This window comes from Modestobacter sp. VKM Ac-2982, from assembly GCF_026967935.1.
In the GTDB taxonomy this organism is placed as follows: domain Bacteria; phylum Actinomycetota; class Actinomycetes; order Mycobacteriales; family Geodermatophilaceae; genus Modestobacter.
This window is the reverse complement of the sequence record NZ_JAPVBL010000001.1, coordinates 119,642-140,455: the sequence shown is the minus strand read 5'-3', so window position 1 is coordinate 140,455 and position 20,814 is coordinate 119,642. Positions and strand designations below refer to the sequence as shown.

Sequence of the window (20,814 nt, the reverse complement as noted above, 5' to 3'; positions counted from 1 at the left end):
CATCGTCCCCCGTGGGCAGTGGCGGCGCCCGGGATGGCCCTGTGCACCGCGCCGGTGCCACGAGGCATGATCAGTTCCGGTACGCAGCGGTGGAGACTCCCGCCGGCGGGCGTACGGAGCGGGGGCGGGTAGGCGATGTCGGTGCACCACCCCGATCCCGTGGCGCCGGTGGCCGGTCCCCTGCTGCAGCGGCTGACCGATCTGGCCGTCCGCTTGCTCGGGCCGGACGTCGCCCAGCTCTCGTTGGTCGGCGCGGTGCAGACGGCGGCCGTCGTCAGCGGTCCGGGTGCCGGCCCGGCGGGTGCCGAGCTGCCGCTGGCGGAGTCGCTGTGCGCCGTGACCGTGCAGGCGGGGGAGCCCCTCGTCGTCCGGGACGTGGCGCACGACCCCCGGATCGCTGGCCGGTCGGCGGCCGCCTCCGGTGCGGTCGGGGCCTACCTCGGGGTGCCGCTGGAGGGCCTGGCAGCCGCCCTGTGCGTCTTCGGGGCTGCGCCACGGGACTGGACCGACCGGGACGTCGCCGTGCTGGAGATGCTCGCCGAGTGCGCCTCGAGCGAGCTCCGGCTGGCCGGCGTCAGCGCGGAGTCGGAGGCCTCCGGGTGGCGGTGGGCGCTGGCGATCGACGCCGCCGAGCTCGGCAGCTTCGACTGGGACGCCGTCGCCGACCGGCTGATCTGGGACGACCGGCTGCTCGCCCTCTACGGCTGGGACCGCGCGGACTTCCCCGGCACGCTCGACGCCCTGATCGAGCGGCTGCACCCGCACGACCGGGAGGGCGTCGTCGCGACCATCAACACGGCGCTGGCGACCGGGGACGGCTTCGACCAGGAGCACCGCGTCCAGCCGCCCCGTGGCGAGGTCCGCTGGGTGCGTGCCCGCGGCCGCGCCGTCCTGGACGACGCGGGGACGGCGGTCCGGATCGTGGGGGTCGCGCACGACTCCACCGACCAGCGGCGGGCCGAGGCGCAGGTCTCCCGGGTGCTGGAGTCGATGCCGGCGGCCTTCTTCTCCCTCGGCCGGGACTGGTCCTTCACCTACGTCAACGCCGAGGCGGAGCGGCTGCTGGGCAACGGCCGGGCGGAGCTGCTGGGCGGCGACCTCTGGGAGCTCTTCCCGGCCGCGGCGGGCAGCGACTTCGAGCGGCACTACCGGCACGCGATGGACAGCGGTGAGCCGGCGCTGTTCCAGGCGTGGTACCCGCCGCCGCTGGACAGCTGGTACGAGGTGCGGGCCTGGCCCAGCGACGAGGGGCTGTCGGTGTACTTCCTCGACGTCACCGAGCGTCACCGCGCCGAGGAGGCCACCCGCCGGGACGCCGAGCGTCTCGCGCTGGTCGCCCGGGTGTCGGACGTCCTCTCCGCCGCGCTCGTGGACCGGCGGGGGGCGCACGGTGCCCTGCAGGAACTGGTGCAGGCCGTCGTGCCCGACCTGGCCGACTGGGCGATCGTCAGCCTGGTCGAGGAGGACGGCCGGCTGCACGACGTGGCCAGCTGGCACCGGGACCCGGCCGCCCGCCCGGTCGCGGCCACGTACGCCCGGCTCCGGCTGGCGGCGCTCACCAGCACCGCCCCGATCGTCGACGCCCTGGCGACCGGCGAGATCACCGTCGTCCCGGACATGGCGGCCGCCGTGGGGAACGGGCTGCCGGCGGGCGAGGTCCGGGAGGCCTACTGGGTGCTGGACCCGGGGACCGCGGTGGCGCTCGCGCTGGTCGCCCGCGGGCAGGTGCTCGGGGCGATGACCCTCTACCGCGACCGGGGCCGGGCCCCGATGGACGCCCGGGAGCACGAGCTGCTGCGGGAGGTCGCCGACCGGGTGGCGGTCGCGCTGGACGGTGCGGCGCTGCAGGAGCAGCAGCGACGGATGGCCGAGGAGCTGCAGCGGAGCCTGCTCACCGACCCGCCGGAGTCCGACCACTGCCAGATCGCCGTGCGCTACGTGCCCGCCGTCCAGGCCGCCCAGGTGGGTGGCGACTGGTACGACGCCTTCCGCCAGCCCGGCGGGGCGACGGTGGTGGCCATCGGGGACGTCGTCGGCCACGACACGGTCGCCGCCGCGGCCATGGGGCAGTTGCGCAGCCTGCTGCGCGGCATCGCCTACAGCGGCGGTGCTGGGCCGGCCGGGGTGCTCACGGACCTCGACCGGGCGATGGAGGGGCTGCAGGTGCGTGCGCTGGCCACCGCGGCCGTGGCCCGGCTGGAGCGGGAGGAGGTCGACCGGGATCGTGGGGAGACCCGGCTCCGCTGGTCCAACGCTGGCCACCCGCCGCTGCTGGTGCTCACCCCCGGCGGGCGGGTGGAGGTGCTGGCCACGGACCGGGCGGACCTCATGCTCGGGGTCGACCCGGCCACCTCCCGGCGGGAGCAGGTGACCGTGCTGGAGCACGGGTCGACCGTGCTGCTGTACACCGACGGCCTGGTCGAGGGCCCCGACCTGCCGCTGGACGAGGGCGTCGCCCGGCTGGTCGGCCTGCTCGCCGAGCTGGGGGAGCTGCCGCTGGAGCAGCTGCTGGACCAGATCGTCGTCCGGCTGCGCCCGCAGGGGTCCGAGGACGACGTCGCGCTGGTCGCCGTCCGGCTCTACCGGGAGGACGCGCCCGGTCCGTTCGGGGTCGGGCCGGACGGGTGGTCGCCGGGGCGCTGAGCGGGCTCAGCGGCGGGGGAGCAGCGCCCAGACGCTCTTCTGGCCGCCGGTGAGGTGCCAACCGTGGGCGTCGGCCATCTCGGCGATCAGGTAGAGGCCGAGCCCGCCCTGGCTGGGGTCGCGGCCGATCGCCGGCTGCGGAGGGCGCTGGGCCGCGGAGTCGCGCACCTCGATCAACCAGGCGTGCGGCGTCCGTTGGACCCGGGCCTGCACGCCGCCGCCCCCGTGCCGGAGGGCGTTGGAGGCCATCTCGTCGAAGGCGAGGACGACGGCCTCGTCGAGCTCGGTCGCCTCGCGGTCGCCGCGGGACTCCTCGGCCAGCCCGCGGCGCAGCTGGGCGCGCACCCGGGGGAGCTCCGCCACGCTGCTCAGCGCCCAGTGCCAGCCGGCCTCGGCGGGCGGCGGAGGGGACGACGGCCACGCAAGGCTGGTGCGCTCGCCCGTCACCCGGTCTCCTCGCTGTCTGGCCGCCTGTCTGCACGGCGAACCCCTGTCTTGTCTCGGCAGGGGCAGGTCTAATCATGAACCCGATGTGATGCCCACCTCACCGGTCGGGGGTGGGTCCCGCCAGTCGACCGGCGCGTCGCCCTCAGCCGGTGAGTGCGGCCAGGTGGTCCCGCACGGACGACGGGTCGCGCATCACCCCGCCCATCACCGCCACGCCCCGAGCACCGGCGGCGAGGCAGCCGGCGACGTCCTCGGGGCCGATGCCGCCCAGCGCGTAGACCGGCGGCCCGTGCGGGACGAGCTCCGCCAGGCCGGTCAGCCCGAGCGCCGGGCCGTGGCCGGGCTTGGAGGCGGTCAGGAACACCGGGGACAGGAAGGCGTGGTCGCAGCCCTCGGCCCGGGCCCGGGCGAGTTCGACGGCGGTGTGGCAGGAGCGCCCGAGCCAGCCGGGGCGCGGCGTCGGCAGGGGGTCGGCCGCCGACAGGTGGACGGCGGCCCGTCCTGCGCTGCCGGCGGCGCCCGCCCACACCAGGACGCCGCCCACCGGGGCCAGCAGGGCCTGCAGCTCGGTGGCGAGGCGCGCCCGTTCGGCGAGCGGGAGGTCCTTCTCCCGCAGCACCACCGCCCGGGCGCCGGCGTCGACGGCGGTGGCCACGGTGGCGGTCAGGCTGCCCCGGCACTGCGTGCGGTCGGTGAGCACGAGCAGCCGCGGCAGGCTCACAGCTCGGGCAGCCCCTGCATCGACGTGGAGGCCTCGGCCAGCCAGCGGCGCGGGATCCGGCCCGCCCCGTGGGCCAGCCGGCCGCCCTCGACGGCCTGCCGCATCGCCAGCGCCATCTGCACCGGCTCCCGCGCCCGGGTCACCGCCGAGGCGAGCAGCACCGCGTCGCAGCCCAGCTCCATCGCCAGCGCGGCGTCCGAGGCGGTGCCGATGCCGGCGTCCAGCACCACCGGCACGCTGACCTCCTCCCGGAGCAGGGCGATGTTGTACGGGTTGCGGATGCCCAGACCGCTGCCGATAGGTGAGCCCAGCGGCATGACGGCGGCGCAGCCGACGTCGGCCAGCCGCCGGCCGAGGATCGGGTCGTCGGTGGTGTAGGCGAGCACGGTGAAGCCGTCGGCGACCAGTTGCTCGGCGGCGTCCATCAGCTCGACGGCGTCGGGCAGCAGCGTGCGGTCGTCGCCGATGACCTCCAGCTTGACCCAGTCGGTCTCGAACGCCTCCCGGGAGAGCTGGGCGGTCAGCACCGCCTCCCGGGCGGTCTGGCAGCCGGCGGTGTTGGGCAGCAGCCGCACCCCGCAGCGGCTCAGCACCTCCAGCATCGCGCTGCCCGCGGCCGCCTCCACCCGGCGCAGCGCCACGGTCACCAGCTGGGTGCCCGAGCTGCGGACCACCCGCTCCAGCACGTCCAGGCTGGGCAGGCCACCGGTGCCCAGGATCAGCCGGGAGGTGAACGTCTCCCCGCCCAGGGTGAACGGGTCGGTGGCCTCCTCCTGCTCGAGTGCGGGAGCCAGTTCCTCGGTCAGTTCGCGGTCCTTCTGCATCTCAACCTCCTGCCGTGGGGGCGAGCACCTCGAGGCGGTCGCCGGGGGCGAGCTCGGTCGTCGCCCAGCTGCTGCGCGGGACGACGTCGCCGTTGCGCGCGACCGCGACCCGGTCGTGCCCGCTGGTGCGCTGCTCGACGAGCGCGGCGACGGTCGTGCCGTCGGCCAGCTCGACCGGGCTGCCGTTGACGGTCAGCGAGATGGTCATCGGTGCGGGAACCTCTCGACGGTGAACGGGGCGGCCAGCTCGGGCAGCTCCCCGGTGACCAGCAGCTCGGCGAGGAGGTCGCCGGTGACCGGGGTGAGCAGGACGCCGTTGCGGTGGTGGCCGGTGGCCAGCACCAGGCCGGGGAGCCCGCTGGGGCCCAGCAGCGGGGCGTTGTCGGCGGTGCCGGGCCGCCAGCGGGCGAGGGTCTCGAGCAGCTCCAGCTCGGTCACCCCGGGCACGACCTCGATCGCGTCGTGCAGCAGGTCGTGCACCCCGCCGGCGGTGACCGTGGCGTCGAAGCCGCGGTCCTCGGTGGTCGCCCCGACGATCAGCCCGTCCTCGCCGTACGGCACCAGGTAGACCTGCCGGCTGCGGACAAGGGCACGGACGGTGCCGGTGAGCAGCCCGGCCGCGCCGGCCATCCGCAGGATCTGCCCCTTCACCGGCCGGACCGGCAGCGGCGGCACCCCGGGGAGGGTGCCGCTGTGCGCGCCCAGGGCGAGGACGACGTTGCCAGCGGACAGCACCGAGCCGTCGGTCAGCTGCAGCCCGGTGGCCCGCCCGCCGGCGACCTGAACGCCGGCCACCCGGTCCCGGACGGACCGCACCCCGGCTGCCTCGGCGGCCGCGGTCAGCGCCCGGTGCAGCGCCCGGCCGTCGACCGAGTGGTCGCCCTCGACGGCGAGCCCACCGCGCAGCCGCGGGGTCAGCGCGGGTTCGCGGCGGCGGGTCTCCCGCGGGGTCAGCCGCTCGACGGCGAGCCCCAGCTCCTGCTGGTAGCCGTGCAGCGCGTCCAGCGCCCGGACGTCGTCGGCGTCGAAGCCGACCACCACGGTGCCCGCGGTGCGCAGCCCGACCGGCAGGCCGCCGGCCGCCTCGACCTCGGCGGCGAACGCCGGGTAGCGCTGCAGCGAGGCCAGGCACAGCCGGAGCAGCGCCTGTTCGCCGTAGGCTGCCTCGGTGACCGGCGCCAGCATCCCGGCGGCGGCGGCCGACGCGCCCGTGCCCGGGGCGTCGTCGACGACGGTGACCGACAGGCCGCGCTGCGCCGCCCGCCAGGCCACCGACAGCCCGATCAGCCCGCCCCCGGCCACCGCCACGTCGATCACCGGGGCTCCTCCAGTGCCCGCAGCAGCTCCGCCGTCGCGGCACCGGGGTCGGCGGCGGCGGTGACCGCGCCGACCACCGCGACCCCGGCGGCACCGGCGGCCAGCAGCTGCCCGACCCGTGCGGCGGTGACCCCGCCGATGGCGATCACCGGCACCGGCACCGCGGTCGCCACGGCAGCGATCCCGGCGAGCCCGATCGGGGCGGGGAGCCCGGTCTTGGTGGTGGTGGCGAAGGCCGGGCCGACCCCCAGGTAGTCCGCGCCCTCGGCCACCAGCTGCCGGGCCCGCTGCGGGTCGCGGGCCGTGCCGCCGAGCAGGTGCCCCGGTCCGGCGACCCGCCGGGCGGCGGCGAGCGGGAGGTCGTCGGCGCCCAGGTGCGTCCCGTCGGCGCCGACGGCCAGGGCCACGTCGACCCGGTCGTTGACCAGGACGGTGGTGCGGGCGGGCCGGCAGAGCTGCACGACCGCGTGGGCGAAGTCGTGCAGCACCCGGTCGCTGCAGCCCTTGGCCCGCACCTGCACCACCGGCGCCCCGGCGGCCACCGCGGCCGCGACCACGGCGAGCGCACCGGGGCCGCCGTCGGCGTCGGTGAGCACGTGCAGCCGGCCCAGCGACCCGGTCATGCCCGCTGCCGCCCGCGGCGGGCGTCGAGCAGCGCGACCACCGCGGTGAGGGACGCCGCGACGGCCAGGCTGACCAGCGAGGCCGACCAGCCGTTGGCCGGGTCGATGCCGAGGTCGGTCTGGCGTGCGGCCCACCAGGAGGTCCAGCCGGCGCCGACGCCGGAGAAGAAGGTCGGCAGGGTCAGCTGGTAGGCGATGAACCCGGCCAGCCAGGGCAGCAGGTAGACCAGCCGGGCCGGGGCGGTGTCCGAGGTGTCCCACCGGCCGGGGGCGCGCAGCGCGTAGGCGACCAGGAAGACGCCGATCAGCGGCACGAAGACCGCGCCGATCAGGAAGAGGAAGGGCTCGTAGGCGACGATGTCGAAGCTCAGCGCGAGCACGGTGGCGGTGGCGCCGACGCCCAGCGCGAGCAGCCGGCGGTCCAGCCGGGCCACCACGTTCTGCGCCGACACGGCGGTGGAGTAGACGTTCGCGAACGCCTCGTCGAGCTCGACCGTGACGAGCACCAGCACCGCCAGCGCGCCCAGCGGCACGGCGAGCAGCGCGTCGATGACGTCGAGGCCGGAGCTGCCGTAGGCGGCCAGCGCCAGCACGCCGAGGGTGAACATCGCGACGGTGGCCAGCCCGTAGCCCAGGGCGGTGCTCGTGCCGGCGACCCGGCCGCTGCGCACATGCCGGGTGTAGTCGGCGGCGAGCGGGAACCAGGAGATCGGCAGGGCGATGACGATGTCGGTCGCCGTCCAGAACGACGCGGCGCCGCCGGCGTCCAGCGGCGCGAGCGGCTCGGAGAGCACCTCGACGAACAGGTAGACGATCGCGGCCAGCGCCGCCCACACCGCGTAGCGGGAGAGCACCCGGACCACGCCGAGGGGCCGCAGCGCCATCGCGGTGGCGAGCACCCCGGCGAGCAGCACGAACGGCCAGCGTGGCGCGTCCAGCACCCGGGACGCCGCCTCGGCGATGATCACGATCTCGAAGGTGGCCCAGCCGATGCACTGCACCAGGTTCAGCGCGGTGGGCAGGTACGAGGCCCGCCGGCCGAGCAGGCCGCGCAGCAGCACCATCCCCGGCACCCCCTCGCGGGCGCCCGCCGCGGCGGCCAGCCCCAGCAGCGAGGCGCCGATCAGGGCACCCACCACTATCGCGCCGAGCGTGACCGACAGCGGCCGCCCGGGCAGGACGACGTAGACGGCGGCCACCGGCAGCAGCAGGCTGATGCCCAGGTTGCCCCACAGGCCCGCGGACTCCCGGAAGCCCAGCGTGCGGGCCGCCGGCTCGGTGAGGGTGAGCGGTGCGTCCGCACCGGATGTGGTCGTGCCGACGGTTCCAGATGTGCTCATCACGGGCTCCCTACGCCGGCATTACCCGGTCAGGTTCCAGCGGTCGGCGGCGCGTCAGCCGCCCTCTCAGCCCGGTCCTCCGAGCTCCCGCACATGGCTCGACGCCATGACGGGGCCCACCATAGCCACCTCGTAGAGTCCGCGCCGTGCCGGTCGCCGAGCTGCTTCGACGTCATCCCGAGAGCTGGCGCGCGGCCACCGCGCACCCGTTCCTGATCGCGGTGCGCGACGGGTCCCTGCCCGCCGGCGCCTTCGACACCTGGCTGGTCCAGGACGCCCGCTTCGTCGCCGACCTGCTGCGCTTCCAGGCCCGGCTGCTGGCCCGCGCGCCGCGGGCCGCCCAGGCGGTGCTCGCCGGCGGCCTGGTCGCGCTGGTCGAGGAGCTGGCCTGGTTCGAGGAGCAGGCGGCCACCCGCGGGCTGGACCTCAGCGCACCCGCGCTGCCGGCCACCGCCGCCTACGCCGAGCTGCTGGACCGGCTGGACGCCGCCGAGGTGCCGGTCGCGCTGACCGCGCTGTGGACCATCGAGCGCACCTACCTCGACGCCTGGACCACCGCGCTGCCCGGCGCGCCGGCCTACCGGCAGTTCGTCGAGCACTGGACCGTGCCGGGCTTCGCCGGCTACGTCGCCGGCCTGGAGACGGCGGCCGATGCGGTGGGCGGTGGTCAGGACGACGTCTTCACCGAGGTCGTCGCCGCCGAGGTCGCCTTCTGGGACATGGCGGTCCAGGCGGCATGAACCTGTCCGTCGACCTCTGGGCCGCCAACGCCGATCTCGCCACCGTCGCGCTGGCGCACCCGTTCGTGCAGGGCATCGCCGACGGCAGCCTGCCGGCGGAGAAGTTCGCCGGCTACGTGGCCCAGGACGCGTTCTTCCTGGAGTCCTTCGCCCGCGCCTACGCCCTCGGCGCCGCGCACAGCCCCGACCGGGCCGGGCTGGACGTCTTCGCCGACCTGCTCACCGGGGTCCGCGAGGAGCTGCGGCTGCACGAGGGGTACGCGGCCCGCTGGGGCATCGACCTGGCCGCGGTCGAGCCGTTGCCGGCCACGCTCGCCTACACCGACTTCCTGCTCGCCACGGCGTCCCTGGGCGGGGTCGGGCTGACCTGCGCGGCGATGACGCCGTGCATGCGGCTGTACGCCCACCTCGGGCAGTCGCTGGCCGGCCGGTCGGCGAGCACCTACGGCGAGTGGGTCACCACCTACGCCGACCCCGGCCTGGAGGAGCTGACCGGCACGCTGGAACGGCTGCTGGACGGGACCGCTGCCGACAGCCCCGCGGTGCGCCGCGCCTACCGCCGGGCCATGGAGCTGGAGATCGGCTTCTTCGACGCCGCCTGGCGCGGTGGTGCGGGGCTCGGCTGATGGTCCTGCTGGCCGCCGAGCAGCTGTCGGTCGGCTACGGCGACGCGCCGGTGTGCGCGCCGGTGACGGTGTCGGTCGCACCCGGGACGGCGGTCGCGCTGGTCGGCCCGAACGGCGCGGGCAAGTCGACCGTGCTGCAGACGATGGTCGGGCTGCTGCCGCCACTGGCCGGGACGGTGCGCTTCGCCGGCGGTCCGGTCGACGAGCGGGACGCCGGCTTCCGCCGCTCGGTCGCCGGGGTGCTGGACGACGACGCGTTCTTCCCGTCGCTGACCGGTGCGGAGCACCTGCTGCTGACCGCCCGCGCCCACGGGGTCGCTGATGCCGAGCAGGTGGTCGCCGCCGAGCTGGCCGCCTTCGGGCTGACCGACCGGGCCGGCGCGCTGCCCTCGGCGCTCTCCTCCGGGCAGCGCCGGCGGCTGGCGCTGGCCGGTGCGCTGGTCCGCCCGGCCGACCTGCTGGTGCTCGACGAGCCGGAACGCCGGCTGGACACCGCGATGCGCCGGGTGCTGGCCGACCGGCTCGCGGCGCTGGTGGACGCCGGTGGTGCAGTGCTGTTCGCCAGCCACGACCCCGCGTTCATCGGCACGCTCGCCGACCTGGCCCTGGTGGTCGGTGAGGACGAGTGCCCGGTGGTCGCGCCCGAGGACGCCGTCGCGGCGTTGCAGGAGGGCTGAGCCACGGCCACGGCGGCGACGGCCCCACTGCGGGCGCGGCCGGCGGACGAGTGGAGCGGCACCGCCGTCCGTCGCTTCACCCGCCGGGCGACGGCAGCCCGGGCCGACACCAGCTGGCTGACCCGGGTCGGGGACACGCTCTCCGCGCTCACCTCCGCGGGGGTCTTCGTGGCGCTCTGCGGGGGCACGGTGTCCAGCCTCCGGGAGCAGATCGCCGCCCGGCCGGCCGCGGACGCGGCGGTGCTCCCCGGCGCGCTGACCGCGGCGGTCGTCGCCCTCTCCCTCGCCGCGGGCCTGACCGCGCTGTTCGCCCGGCTGGGGCCGGTCAGCGCCACGCCGGCGGCCGTGGGGTGGTGGTTGCCGCTGCCCGCGGAGCGCCGCGGGTTGCTCCGTGGCGAGCTGCGCAGGTCGGTCGGCCTCGCCGTCGCGGCGGCGCTGACCGTCGGCGTCCCGGTGGTGCTGGCCTGGACCCGGACACCGGCCGGCGTGCTCGCCGGGCTGGCCGCCGGTGCGCTGCTGGCGGTGATCGCCGTCGCGGTGCTCGTCGTCCGGCAGGCCGGTGGCGGGGGCGGCTGGGTGCCCCCGGTCGCCGGCGCGGTGGCCGCGGTGGCCGTGGTCGGTCCCGCCGTCGCCGGGTCCGTGGTCGCTCGGCTGGACGTGGTGCTGCCGGACGCCGCGGGGCGGGCGTGGTCGCTGCCCGCGCCGCTGGCGTCCGGCGTGCTCGCGGTGCTGCTGGGGCTCGCCGTCCTCTGCCTGGTCCTGGCCGACCGCCGGCTGGCGGACCTGCCCGCCGGTGCGCTGCGCGCATCGGGGGAGACCGCGCAGTACGCGACCGCGTCGGTCTTCTCGCTGGACACCCGGGAGCTCGGCCGGGCGCTCGGGACGACGGTGCGCCGGCCGCGGCGGCCGCTGGCCTGGCGCTGGGTGCGGCACCCCTGGCAGGCGGTCGTCGCGGGTGACCTGGCGGTGCTGGCCCGGTCACCGTGGCGGTGGGGGCAGCTGGCGGTCGGCGCGGCGCTGCCGGTGCTGGCTGCCCGCACCGAGGGGCTGGCCGGGCTGCCCGCGCTGGTGGCGGTGACCGTCGTCCTCGGCTGGTGGCTCGCGGCGACGTCCCTCGGTGAGCCGAGCCGGCGGGCGTCCGCAGCACCGGCGGCCGACCGCGGGCTGCCGCTGGGCGGCGCGGCGGTCGTCTGGGCCCGGGCCGTCGTGCCGGCCGCGGTGCTCGCGGGAGTCTGTGGGGTCTCGGCGCTGCTCATCGGGCAGGGCACCGGCGCACCGGCGGCCTGGCTGGTGCTCGGCGTGGTCACCGCACCGGCCTGGGCGGGCGCGGCCGTGCGCGCCGGCTACCGCCCCGACCTGGACTGGTCGGGGCCGGTGCTCGCCTCCCCGATGGGCGCGGTGCCGGTCGGGGTGAGCAGCACCCTGGTGCGTGGGCCGGACGTCGGGCTGTTGGGCACCGCGCCGGTCGCCCTGGCACTGCTGCTCGGCGCGGTGCCCTGGTGGCTGGTCGGCGCTGCGCTGCTCTGGTCGCTGGCGTTGGGTGCGCTCGCCGTCGGGACGGCCCGGCCCCCGGACTGACCCTCAGGAGAAGACCGGCGACCAGGCCCCGCTGAGCACGCTCGCGGTGACCGCCGCCGCGCAGAGGGCGACCGCCCCGGTGACGAACCACCGGTCCAGCGGCTGCAGCCGGGACCCGCGGGCGTTCGTCCGGGTCACGCCGGAGTCGAAGCCCCGCGCGTCCATGGCGGTGGCCAGCCGGCTGCCCCGCCGGATCGCCCCCACCAGCAGGGCGAACGCGGTGCTCGCCAGCAGTCGCACGTGCGCCACCGGGTCCCGGCCGCCTTCCACCCCGCGGGCGCGGCGGGCCAGCCGGATCGTCTCCCACTCCGCGGCCAGCAGCGGCACCAGCCGCAGCGCGGCGAGCGAGCCGTAGGCGAACCGGGTGGACACCCGCCAGTGCACGGTCAGCGCGTCGGCCAGCCGCACCGGGTCGGTGGAGGCGACCAGCAGGATGCCGGGCAGCGCCAGGGCCACCACCCGCAGCGCCCAGGTGGCCCCGCTGAGCCAGGCCTCGGCGCCGTCCAGCGAGCCGAAGGCGACGTTCACCCACGCCACGCCGAGCGCGCTGAGCAGCAGCGGCCAGGTGCGGCGCAACACGTCGCCGGGCCGGCTCAGCCCGGCGGCCGGCAGCAGCGCGAGTTCGGCGGCGAGCAGCACGCCCGGCGTCACCAGGTCACCGCTGACCAGCAGCACGCAGGTGACGACGAGGACGGCCGACAGCTGGGCCACCGGGTTGACCGCGGACAGCGGCACCGGCCGGGCCGGTCCCAGGGAGAGCGGGGCGCTCACACCGGCACCGGGACGCCGAGGGTGCACACGTCGTCGGCGAGCGCGGTGACCACGGCGGCGTCGTGGGTGACCAGGCACAGCGCCCGGTCACCGTCCTGCTGCTCGGCCAGCAGCGCCACCAGCTCGGCCCAGGTCTCCCGGTCCTGCCCGAAGGTCGGCTCGTCGAGGACCAGCACCCGCGGGGCGGTGGCCAGCGCGGTCGCCACCGACAGCCGCCGCTGCTGGCCGCCGGAGAGGGTGAACGGGTTGGCGTCGGCGAGGGCGGCCAGACCCAGCCGCTCGAGCAGCTCCTCGGCCGTGGCCCGGGCCTGCGCGGCACCCGCCCCTGACCGCAGCGACCCCAGCGCGAGCTCGTCGCGCACCCGGCCGGTGAGGAACTGGTGCTCGGGCTGCTGGAAGACGGTGCCGATCCGGGTCGCCAGCTCCGCGGCCGGCCAGCGGTGCGGTGGCCGGTCCGGACGGCGCAGCCCGGCGGTCACCGTGGGCGCGGCGACGACCCGGCCGGTGGTCGGCGCCCGGAGCCCGGCGAGCAGCAGCGCCAGGGTGGACTTCCCGGTGCCGTTCGGTCCGGTGACGGCCAGGGTTCGGCCGGCCCGCAGGGCGACGTCGGTGGGCGCCAGCGCGGGCCGGGCGCTGCCACGGTGGGTGAAGCCGGCCGCCTCGCCGGCCAGCAGCACCTCGCCGGGCTCGTGCACCCACCGCACGGGCATGCGCAGCGGCGCCGGCCGCCACCCGGGCGGGTGCTCCACCGTGCCGCCGTGGGGGAGGAGCTCCACCACCCGGTCGACAAGCGGCAGCCAGGCCTCGACGTCGTGGTCGACGACGACCAGCGTCGCCGAGCGGTCGGCCACCGCGCGGGCGACGGCGGCCCGCACCAGCGCCGCGCCGTCCGGGTCGAGCTGGGCGGTCGGCTCGTCGAGCAGCAGCAGGCCCGGACGCGGCGCCAGCGCGCCGGCCAGCACCAGCCGCTGCTTCTGCCCGCCGGACAGCGCCGCGGTGGCGTGGTCCCGGCCGAGGCAGAACCCGACGGCGTCCAGGGCGGTGTCGACGGCGGGCCAGATCAGCTCCGGCGGCGTCCCGGTGTTCTCCAGGCCGAAGGCGACGTCGTCCCCGGCCCGGGTCATCACCAGCTGCGCGTCGGGGTCCTGGAAGACCACCCCGACCCGCTGGCGCCGCCGGTCGGGGGCGGCGCCGTCCACGGTCAGCTCGCCGGCGGCGTCGCCGGACTCCGGCTCGAGCAGGCCGCCCAGCGCGCGCAGCAGGGTCGACTTGCCCGCCCCGGAGGCGCCGGTGAGCAGCACCCGCTCGCCGGGCTCGATCCGCAGGTCGACGTCCTGCACCGCCCAGGCCCGCCGGCTGGCGTGCCGGAACCCGAACCCGGCGAGCCGGACGGCGGCCGGACCGACCCCGTCGTGCTGGAACGACCCCGTCCCCGGGACCCGCGGCGCGCGGCGCGTGCCGCGGGGTGGGACGGGGTCCTCCATCAGACCCGTGCCCGGCCGGAGGCGAAGGACGACAGCACCCCGCTGGCGGCCAGCGCCCGGGTCAGCGCGATCCCGCCCAGCCCGGCGATCACCACGGTGCTGACCACGATGAGCGCCGTGTACGTCGTCATCCAGCCGGCGGTCCAGTCCGGGTAGTAGTTGACGAGGTCCAGCCCGGCGGCCGTGCCCCCGGCGAGCGCGGCGGCCAGCAACGCCTGCGGCCAGCTGTACCGGCGCCAGCCGAAGGCGGCGAAGCCCAGCTCCCCGGCCAGGCCCTGCAGCAGGCCGTAGACGATCACCAGCGAGCCCCAGGCCGAGCCCAGCAGCGCGGAGACGATCCCGGCGATCAGCTCGGCGAACAGGGCGGCGCCGGGCTTGCGGATGATCAGCGGGGCGAGGACGGCGGGCAGCAGCCACACGCCGTACATGAAGGCCTGGCCGGGCGGGAAGGCGCCGAAGGCCGGGCCGGTGGCGGCCCAGAGCAGGCCCCAGGCCCAGAAGACGACGCCGAAGGCGACGCCCAGCACGGCGGTGACGACGATGTCGACGGTGCGCCAGCTGCGGCGCGGCGCGCCCTGGGCAGCGTCGGACGGACGGACGGCCGGTTCGGCCATGGTTCTCCTCCAGACTCCCTGCGCCGGCATGACCCGGATCAGGTTCGAGGGTCTGCGGTTGCCCGCACTCTCAGCGCCGAGGCGCTCCCCTGTCGTGTGTGAGCGGCGAGCGTAACCCGGTCGGGTGCGCGGCCGCGGTGGGCTGGTGATAGGCAGGACGGCAGCACGGCGGGCCGGACGACCATGGCCCGTCGACGTACTCGACGAGGAGATGCAGTGGCTCAGCAGCGGACGGCGATCATCACAGGAGCGGCGCGCGGGATCGGCGCGGCCATCGCACGGCGGTTCGCCCAGGACGGGATGGCCGTCGCCGTCCTGGACCTGGACGAAGCCGCCTGCGCGGGCACGGTCGAGGAGATCCAGAAGGCCGGGGGCGAGGCGCTCGCGGTCGGTGCGAACGTCGCCGAGGAGGAGTCGGTCAACGCCGCGGTCGAGCGCATCGCCGCCGAGCTGGGCGCCCCGACGGTGCTGGTCAACAACGCCGGCATCACCCGGGACAACCTGCTGTTCAAGATGAGCGTCGCCGACTGGGACGCCGTCATGGGCGTGCACCTGCGGGGCGCCTTCCTGATGAGCAAGGCCGCGCAGAAGCACATGGTCGAGGCCGAGTTCGGCCGGATCGTGAACCTCTCCAGCGTCTCGGCGCTGGGCAACCGCGGCCAGGTCAACTACTCCGCGGCCAAGGCGGGCATGCAGGGCTTCACCAAGACCCTCGCCATCGAGCTCGGCCGGTACAACGTGACCGCGAACGCGATCGCCCCCGGCTTCATCGAGACCGAGATGACCGCGCAGACCGCCGAGCGGGTGGGCGTGCCGTTCGAGCAGTTCAAGGAGATGGCCGCCAAGCAGATCCCGGTCGCCCGGGTCGGCCAGCCCGAGGACATCGCGCACACCGCGTCGTTCCTGTGCAGCGAGGGCGCGGGCTTCGTGTCCGGCCAGGTCATCTACGTCGCCGGCGGCCCCCGCGCCTGACCCGGACCCTCAGCACTGATCAGGTGCCCTGATCACCGGATGTCCCCCTGCACCCGCGTTGGTGCGGGGGGACAGTCAGTGGTCAGGTCACCTGATCACTGTCGAACGGACGGCGGCGACTCGTCGCTGGGCCTCTTGGTCACGCCCCGGCGGGCGAGTTCGGCGGTGAGCCGGGTCCAGAGCCGCACCGGCAGCAGCCGGGCCAGCTTCATCCCGATCATCATCGGCACCGGGAAGACCACCTCGGCCTTGTCCCTGGCGATTCCGTCGGCGATGGTGCGAGCGGCGACGTCGGCCTCGACCTTGAACGGCATCGGGAAGAGGTTCCGGTCGGTCAGCCGGGGTGGTCACGAACCCCGGGTTGACGATCTGGACGACGACGCCGCGCGGGGCCAGCGAGCCGCGCAGGCCCTCCAGCAGGTTGATCAGCGCCGCCTTGCCCGCGTTGTAGGCCTCCGAGCGGGGCAGGCCGCGGTAGCCGGCGACCGAGGCGACCCCCACGACCCGGCCGCGACCGGCGGCCAGCATCTGCGGGACGACGGCCTCCATGGTGTGCACCGCGCCCATCACGTTGACCTGCAGGTGGTCGGCGAACAGCTGCGAGTCCCACGGTTCCACGTGGAACGACGACCAGGTGCCGGCGTTCAGGACGGCGACGTCCAGGCCGCCCAGGGCCTCCCGGACCCGTTCGCCCGCGGCCACGGTGGCCGCCCGGTCGGTGACGTCCACCGGGACGACGACCATCCGGCTCCCAGCCACCTCGGCGAGCTGCTCGGCGTTGCGGGCGCTGATCGCCACCCGGGCCCCGCGGTCGGCGAGCTCCGTTGCCAGCGCTGCCCCGATGCCGGTCGAGGCGCCGGTGACCCAGATGCGTGCACCGGAGATCTCCATGCGGCCCAGCCTGGATGATGGCCGGCATGGCAGCACGCAAGAAGGCGTCCGCGGGGCCTGCGCCGAGGCTGGGGCACGGTGAGTTCGTGGCCTACCCGGGCGGTCCGACGGCGATCTACGACCTGCTGGAACGGCTGAGCGAGGTGGCCGGGGACTCGCCGGACTTCGGCACCCCGGGCATCAGCCTGGACCGGAAGCGGCTGACCGTGCGCTGGCACGGGGAGCTCCCGGCGCCGGTGCAGGCCGTGCTGGCCGATCCCGGCTGCGAGGTCACGGTGCAGCAGACCGAGTTCCGCCCCGGTGACCTGCGGGCGGAGGCGGAGCGGCTGCTCCGGGACCACCCGGGCGTCCTCGCCTCCGCCACCGCCCGGCCGGAGGGTGACGGCGTCGAGGTGCTGGTGCCCCCCGCGGTCGCCGAACCGGCCGGTGGTGCGGAGCAGGCGGTGGCCGGCCTCAGCGCCGTCCCCCTGTTCGCCGAGGTCGGCGAGGCCCCACCGGCCTGAAGCCAGCGACCGAGGGGGCCAAAGTCGCGATCTTGGCCCCTCGGTGGCCGCTCTCCCGCCGGTCCCTCCGCTCTCGCGCCGGTGCAGCGGCGCAGGAAAGCGGGGAACGGCGCAAGAGCGAGGGTCAAGCGGCGGCCGGGCCGTAGGTGAGGTGGGCGACGCCGTTGGAGAGGGTCGCGGCGCCGAGCAGGGACAGTGGCTGGGACGTGCCCTCCGGGAACAGTCGGATGCCGGTGCCCACGGCCAACGGGTAGACGTAGAGGTGCAGCTCGTCGACCAGCCCGTCGGCGAGCAGCGCCCGGACCAGCGTGGCGCTGCCGCTGACGTACAGGTCGCCGTCCGCGTCGTCCTTGAGCGCCCGGATCCGGTCGGGCGAGTACCCGCCGAGCACGGTCGAGTTCCGCCAGACCGACTCGGCGTCGGTCATCGTCGAGCTGACCACGTACTTGCGGGTGTCGTTGAAGAACGGGGCGCCTTCGTCGTCCTCCACGGTCCGCGTCGACCAGGCCGGGGCGAACATCTCGAAGGTGGTGCGGCCGAGCAGGATCCCGGTGGAGGAGCCGGTCAGCGTGCCGATGGAGGCGGCCAGGTCGTCGGGGAAGCCGTAGTCCATCGTCCACATCGGGGCGTCGACCACCCCGTCGACGGTGGTGAACTCGTGGACTTTGATCGCGCCCATGGCGGTGCTCCTCGGTGTTCGCCCGGCTGGTGCGGGGGTGACGGTGTCACCCAACAGACGCCGGCCTGCGCCGGTTCTCATCGGTGGGCACCGGCACAGCTGCACGCCCCGCGGCGGAGGCGAAGCCCAGCCAGGTGTGCCGGTTGCCGGCCCAGCACCAGCCGATCTTGGGGGCTCCGCGCCGTCCGCGCCCGTCCCGGCCGGTGCCGTTGCTCAGCCAGAGCGCGGGTGTCCGGGCGTCCAGCCGGCCGTCGGGCCGGCGCAACCGGGAACCGATGGTCATGAAGCAGCGGTTCCGCTCCAGGGCCTCCGGCTGCTGCAGCAACCAGTGCACGCCCTCGCCGAGGGTGAGCGGCGTGCGCCCTCGGGCGGTGATCGCCGGCAGCGCCTCGTCCGGGCTCCAGTTCAACATCTCGTCGCCGCGCTCGAGACCGTCGACCAGGTACACCTGCGCGTCCGGCAGCAGGGCGTGCTCGGTCGGGGTGAACGCGTCGACGTCGGTCATGTCGAGGACGACGAAGCCGCGCTTGCCCTCCCGCTCGACCAACTCGGCCAGCCGGGATGCCGGCGCTCGATCGGGGTGGACGACCAGGAGCGCACCGTCCCGGCGCCCGGCGGCGGCCGCAGCGGCGCAGAGCTCGGCAGCGGTGAGGCCGGCGATCGTGTGCACCCCCAGCTCGACGAGTCGTCCGGCCTGGGCGGTGAGCGAGGGCAGCGGCAGCACGGCGGGCCTCCATGGCGGGCGGCGGGCGGTTCGGCGTCAACGCGGCATGCCGTCGCGTGGTTCCCGCCGACGGTTGACGGCCACCGGTGCGGCGACCACGCTGCGGCGGTGCGGTCGCGGACGCAGGGCATGTGGTGGGGGCCGGCAGTCGAGGCACCCGACCCGGGCGCGCTGGCCCGGTTCTACTCGCAGCTGCTCGACTGGCCCGTCGTCCACGAGGAGCCCGGGACGACGGTCCTCGCCGCGCTGCCCGGCCCCAGCTTCCTGGTGTTCCAGCAGGCCACGGACTACCGGTCACCGGTCTGGCCGCCGGTCGAGGGCGGGCAACGCCCGATGGTGCACCTGGACTTCCAGGTGGGTGACCTCGACACTGCCGCCGCCGACGCGGTGGCGTTGGGGGCGACCGTGGCGGAGTGGCAGCCTCAGGAGCACGTCCGGGTGCTGCTGGACCCCGCCGGACACCCCTTCTGCCTCGTCGTCGAGCGGGACTGACGGTCAGCCGAGGAAGGTGCTCACCAGCAGGTAGGCGTTCAGCGCGATGATCAGTGCGGCGACGACCGACCCGGTCAGCGTGGTGACCCGCCGGTTGACCCAGCCGCCCATCAGGTCCTTGCGGCTGGTCAGCCACAGCAGCGGCACCAGGGCGAACGGGATGCCGAAGCAGAGCACCACCTGCGACCAGACCAGCGCCGTCGTCGGGTCACCGCCCAGGCCGAGCACCAGCAGCGCCGGGGCGAGGGTGATCAGCCGGCGGGTCAGCACCGGGATGTGCTTGCGCAGGAACCCGGCCATCACGACCTGCCCGGCGTGGGTGCCGACCGAGGAGCTGGCGAACCCGGCGGCGAGCAGGGCGATCGCGAAGGCCAGGGCCGCGCCGCTGCCCAACTGGTCGCCGAGGCCCGCGTGCACGCTCTCCAGCGACTCGATGCCGTCACCGGAGGTGAACAGCTGGGCGGCGATCACCAGCATCGCCGCGTTGACCAGCCCGGCCAGCCCCATCGCGATGAAGACGTCGATCCGCTGGGCGCGCAGCAGCCCGCGCCGTCCGGAGTGCGACCTCCCCGCGGTGACGGTGTCGCCGTACCGGCCCGGGGTGAGCGCGGAGTGCACGTAGATGACGTGCGGCATCACCGTCGCGCCGAGGATGCCGGTGGCCAGCAGCAGGCTGTCGGTGCCGGCGAAGCTGGGCACCATGCCGGAGGCGACGCCGCCCGGGTCGACCCCGGCGCCGATCAGCGTGTAGACGAACCCACCACCGATCACCAGCAGCAGCCCGGTGATCACCCGCTCGAACGGCCGGAACCCCCGCGACTGCGCGGCCAGCAGGATGAACGCGACGATCGCGGTGATGATCCCGCCCATCCACAGCGGCACCCCGAACAGCAGGTTCAGCGCGACCGCCCCGCCGACGATCTCGGCCAGGTCGGTGGCGATCGCGACCGCCTCGGCCTGCGCCCACAGCCCCCAGGTGACCGGCCGGGGGAACCGTTCGCGGCAGCAGGTGGCCAGGTCCCGCCCGGTCGCCAGCCCCAGCTTGGCGGTGAGGGTCTGGATCAGCATCGCCATCAGGTTGGCCGCGACGATCACCCACAGCAGGGTGTAGCCGAACGAGGCGCCGCCGGAGAAGTTGGTGGCGAAGTTCCCGGGATCGACGTAGGCGACGGCCGCGACGAACGCCGGCCCGAGCATCGGCCACAGCCGCCGCTTCGCCTTCGGCGCCGGTGGGGTGGGCCGCGGCAGGGTGCGCGGCAGCGTGCTGGTGAGGACGGCGGCCTCGGTCTTCGACAGGTACACGGTGACCTCGCGGGGGCGGCGGCAGGAACGGTCGTCCCTGTCCTGCCCGACCCCCGCGGGCCACCGGGGCCGACCTGTGGCCCCCAGGGGTCAGGTCAGGCTCACCTGCGTCGCCCCTGAGGGGTCAGGTGCGCTTCGGCTGGCGGATCATGGTCCAGATCGGCAGCTCGTGGTCGACGGCCGTCCGGGTCGAGTGGGTGACGGCGAAGCCCGACCGCTGCAGCCACCGGACGGCGGTGGAGGTGTAGACCGTCACCGCAGCCGGCACCCGGTCGGCGTCGCAGCGCTCGAGCACCGGCTGGAGCACCGCGGCACCGAGCCCCTGGTGCCGGGCGGCGGGCCGGGTGCCGACGGCGTGCAGCCACCAGTGCGGCTCGTCCGGGCGGCCGAGCGCGCCGAGCCGTTCGCTGGCCAGCACGACCGGCTGGCGGGCACCGAACACCCGCGGCAGGTCCCGGTCGATGACCGCCTGCAGGTCGGCGGCGTGCTCCCCGGCATCGGGGGCGACCCAGGCGGCGGCCGCGCTCACGTCGTCCGTCACCCAGGCCGTCCCGGCCAGCACCGGCACCAGCGCGCCCCACAGCTCCGCCCAGCGGGACAGCCGCTGGGTGCGGCCGTCCTCGGGCAGCGCCCAGGAGGTCCAGCGGTAGTCGGGGTAGGCGACGGCCAGCGTGGCGGCCAGCCGGGGGACGTCGGCGCGGGTGGCCTTCCGCACGACGGGGGGTTCGCTCACCCGAGGATCAGACCACGGGCAGGACCGCCGCCGCCGGGCGAGCTGTCAACCGCCATTCGCGGAGAGCACAAGAATTGTGCCGACTGCGCAATCCGCCATTCCGTCTCGACTTT

The 20,814-nt window shown here is 75.8% G+C and carries 23 protein-coding genes and 2 riboswitches; of the genes, 8 read left to right on the top strand and 15 right to left on the bottom strand.

Annotated elements, in window-relative coordinates:
* The first annotated feature begins 168 nt into the window (after window positions 1-168).
* Complete coding sequence (locus tag O2W20_RS00750) at window positions 169-2,643, top strand: SpoIIE family protein phosphatase (protein WP_269169847.1); 2,475 nt, start codon at window positions 169-171, stop codon at window positions 2,641-2,643.
* 6 nt (window positions 2,644-2,649) lie between these two features.
* On the opposite strand, the gene O2W20_RS00745 is transcribed toward O2W20_RS00750, so the two are convergent.
* From O2W20_RS00745 to O2W20_RS00715, 7 genes are all read right to left on the bottom strand, one after another.
* Window positions 2,650-3,090 carry an ATP-binding protein gene (locus O2W20_RS00745; protein ID WP_269169846.1) on the bottom strand — a complete coding sequence of 147 codons (441 nt, stop codon included), beginning with the start codon at window positions 3,088-3,090 and terminating at the stop codon, window positions 2,650-2,652.
* A 142-nt stretch (window positions 3,091-3,232) separates the two neighbouring features.
* The gene (locus O2W20_RS00740) at window positions 3,233-3,811 is read right to left on the bottom strand and encodes a thiamine phosphate synthase (RefSeq protein ID WP_269169845.1); all 579 of its coding nucleotides are present in this window, start codon (window positions 3,809-3,811) and stop codon (window positions 3,233-3,235) included.
* Window positions 3,808-4,635: a thiazole synthase gene (locus O2W20_RS00735; protein ID WP_269169844.1), complete on the bottom strand. Its 828-nt coding sequence runs from the start codon at window positions 4,633-4,635 to the stop codon at window positions 3,808-3,810. Before O2W20_RS00735 ends, O2W20_RS00740 begins: the two co-directional genes overlap by 4 nt.
* A gap of 1 nt (window position 4,636) precedes the next feature.
* On the bottom strand, window positions 4,637-4,843 hold the full coding sequence (gene thiS / locus O2W20_RS00730) for a sulfur carrier protein ThiS (RefSeq protein WP_269157617.1): 207 nt from the start codon (window positions 4,841-4,843) through the stop codon (window positions 4,637-4,639).
* Window positions 4,840-5,952 carry a glycine oxidase ThiO gene (gene thiO, locus O2W20_RS00725; protein ID WP_269169843.1) on the bottom strand — a complete coding sequence of 371 codons (1,113 nt, stop codon included), beginning with the start codon at window positions 5,950-5,952 and terminating at the stop codon, window positions 4,840-4,842. The genes thiS and thiO overlap by 4 nt, the downstream gene beginning before the upstream one ends.
* On the bottom strand, window positions 5,949-6,575 hold the full coding sequence (gene thiE, locus O2W20_RS00720; protein ID WP_269169842.1) for a thiamine phosphate synthase: 627 nt from the start codon (window positions 6,573-6,575) through the stop codon (window positions 5,949-5,951). The genes thiO and thiE overlap by 4 nt, the downstream gene beginning before the upstream one ends.
* Window positions 6,572-7,915 (bottom strand): purine-cytosine permease family protein, encoded by a 1,344-nt coding sequence (locus O2W20_RS00715; RefSeq protein ID WP_269169841.1) that lies wholly within the window; start codon window positions 7,913-7,915, stop codon window positions 6,572-6,574. Before O2W20_RS00715 ends, thiE begins: the two co-directional genes overlap by 4 nt.
* Window positions 7,906-8,016: riboswitch (TPP riboswitch) on the bottom strand. (Overlaps the previous gene by 10 nt.)
* A 45-nt stretch (window positions 8,017-8,061) precedes the next feature.
* On the opposite strand from O2W20_RS00715, the gene O2W20_RS00710 reads away from it, so the two are divergent.
* From O2W20_RS00710 to O2W20_RS00695, 4 genes are all read left to right on the top strand, one after another.
* On the top strand, window positions 8,062-8,655 hold the full coding sequence (locus O2W20_RS00710) for a TenA family transcriptional regulator (RefSeq protein WP_269169840.1): 594 nt from the start codon (window positions 8,062-8,064) through the stop codon (window positions 8,653-8,655).
* Complete coding sequence (locus tag O2W20_RS00705; protein ID WP_269169839.1) at window positions 8,652-9,281, top strand: TenA family protein; 630 nt, start codon at window positions 8,652-8,654, stop codon at window positions 9,279-9,281. Before O2W20_RS00710 ends, O2W20_RS00705 begins: the two co-directional genes overlap by 4 nt.
* Window positions 9,281-9,958 carry an ABC transporter ATP-binding protein gene (locus tag O2W20_RS00700; protein ID WP_269169838.1) on the top strand — a complete coding sequence of 226 codons (678 nt, stop codon included), beginning with the start codon at window positions 9,281-9,283 and terminating at the stop codon, window positions 9,956-9,958. Before O2W20_RS00705 ends, O2W20_RS00700 begins: the two co-directional genes overlap by 1 nt.
* A 189-nt stretch (window positions 9,959-10,147) precedes the next feature.
* Window positions 10,148-11,536 (top strand): DUF6297 family protein, encoded by a 1,389-nt coding sequence (locus O2W20_RS00695; RefSeq protein WP_269169837.1) that lies wholly within the window; start codon window positions 10,148-10,150, stop codon window positions 11,534-11,536.
* A 3-nt stretch (window positions 11,537-11,539) separates the two neighbouring features.
* Here the strand turns inward: O2W20_RS00695 and O2W20_RS00690 are convergent, their stop codons facing one another.
* The 3 genes from O2W20_RS00690 to O2W20_RS00680 form a co-directional block, all read right to left on the bottom strand.
* A complete protein-coding gene (locus tag O2W20_RS00690) occupies window positions 11,540-12,307 on the bottom strand; it encodes an energy-coupling factor transporter transmembrane component T family protein (protein ID WP_269169836.1) in 768 nt (255 codons plus the stop codon).
* Window positions 12,304-13,791, bottom strand: coding sequence for an ABC transporter ATP-binding protein (locus O2W20_RS00685; RefSeq protein WP_269169835.1), 1,488 nt, complete (start codon window positions 13,789-13,791; stop codon window positions 12,304-12,306). The genes O2W20_RS00690 and O2W20_RS00685 overlap by 4 nt, the downstream gene beginning before the upstream one ends.
* Window positions 13,791-14,405: an ECF transporter S component gene (locus O2W20_RS00680; RefSeq protein WP_269169834.1), complete on the bottom strand. Its 615-nt coding sequence runs from the start codon at window positions 14,403-14,405 to the stop codon at window positions 13,791-13,793. Before O2W20_RS00680 ends, O2W20_RS00685 begins: the two co-directional genes overlap by 1 nt.
* Window positions 14,404-14,506: riboswitch (TPP riboswitch) on the bottom strand. (Overlaps the previous gene by 2 nt.)
* A 115-nt stretch (window positions 14,507-14,621) precedes the next feature.
* Between O2W20_RS00680 and fabG the strand changes: the two genes are divergently transcribed.
* Window positions 14,622-15,377: a 3-oxoacyl-ACP reductase FabG gene (gene fabG / locus O2W20_RS00675; RefSeq protein ID WP_269169833.1), complete on the top strand. Its 756-nt coding sequence runs from the start codon at window positions 14,622-14,624 to the stop codon at window positions 15,375-15,377.
* 87 nt (window positions 15,378-15,464) lie between these two features.
* Here the strand turns inward: fabG and O2W20_RS00670 are convergent, their stop codons facing one another.
* Window positions 15,465-16,268 (bottom strand): SDR family NAD(P)-dependent oxidoreductase, encoded by an 804-nt coding sequence (locus O2W20_RS00670; protein ID WP_269169832.1) that lies wholly within the window; start codon window positions 16,266-16,268, stop codon window positions 15,465-15,467.
* Between the two features lie 26 nt (window positions 16,269-16,294).
* On the opposite strand from O2W20_RS00670, the gene O2W20_RS00665 reads away from it, so the two are divergent.
* Window positions 16,295-16,771: a hypothetical protein gene (locus O2W20_RS00665; protein ID WP_269169831.1), complete on the top strand. Its 477-nt coding sequence runs from the start codon at window positions 16,295-16,297 to the stop codon at window positions 16,769-16,771.
* Window positions 16,772-16,895: 124 nt separating this feature from the next.
* Here the strand turns inward: O2W20_RS00665 and O2W20_RS00660 are convergent, their stop codons facing one another.
* Together O2W20_RS00660 and O2W20_RS00655 are read right to left on the bottom strand one after the other, a co-directional pair.
* On the bottom strand, window positions 16,896-17,450 hold the full coding sequence (locus O2W20_RS00660; RefSeq protein ID WP_269169830.1) for a dihydrofolate reductase family protein: 555 nt from the start codon (window positions 17,448-17,450) through the stop codon (window positions 16,896-16,898).
* Between the two features lie 46 nt (window positions 17,451-17,496).
* Entirely contained in the window at window positions 17,497-18,174 is a 678-nt protein-coding gene (locus O2W20_RS00655) for a DUF5701 family protein (RefSeq protein WP_269169829.1), read from the bottom strand.
* Between the two features lie 108 nt (window positions 18,175-18,282).
* Here O2W20_RS00655 and O2W20_RS00650 point away from each other — a divergent pair, with 108 nt between their 5' ends.
* Entirely contained in the window at window positions 18,283-18,666 is a 384-nt protein-coding gene (locus O2W20_RS00650) for a VOC family protein (protein WP_269169828.1), read from the top strand.
* Between the two features lie 3 nt (window positions 18,667-18,669).
* Here the strand turns inward: O2W20_RS00650 and O2W20_RS00645 are convergent, their stop codons facing one another.
* The gene (locus O2W20_RS00645) at window positions 18,670-19,968 is read right to left on the bottom strand and encodes an Nramp family divalent metal transporter (RefSeq protein ID WP_269169827.1); all 1,299 of its coding nucleotides are present in this window, start codon (window positions 19,966-19,968) and stop codon (window positions 18,670-18,672) included.
* A 124-nt stretch (window positions 19,969-20,092) separates the two neighbouring features.
* On the bottom strand, window positions 20,093-20,701 hold the full coding sequence (locus O2W20_RS00640) for a GNAT family N-acetyltransferase (protein WP_269169826.1): 609 nt from the start codon (window positions 20,699-20,701) through the stop codon (window positions 20,093-20,095).
* Window positions 20,702-20,814: the final 113 nt, after the last annotated feature.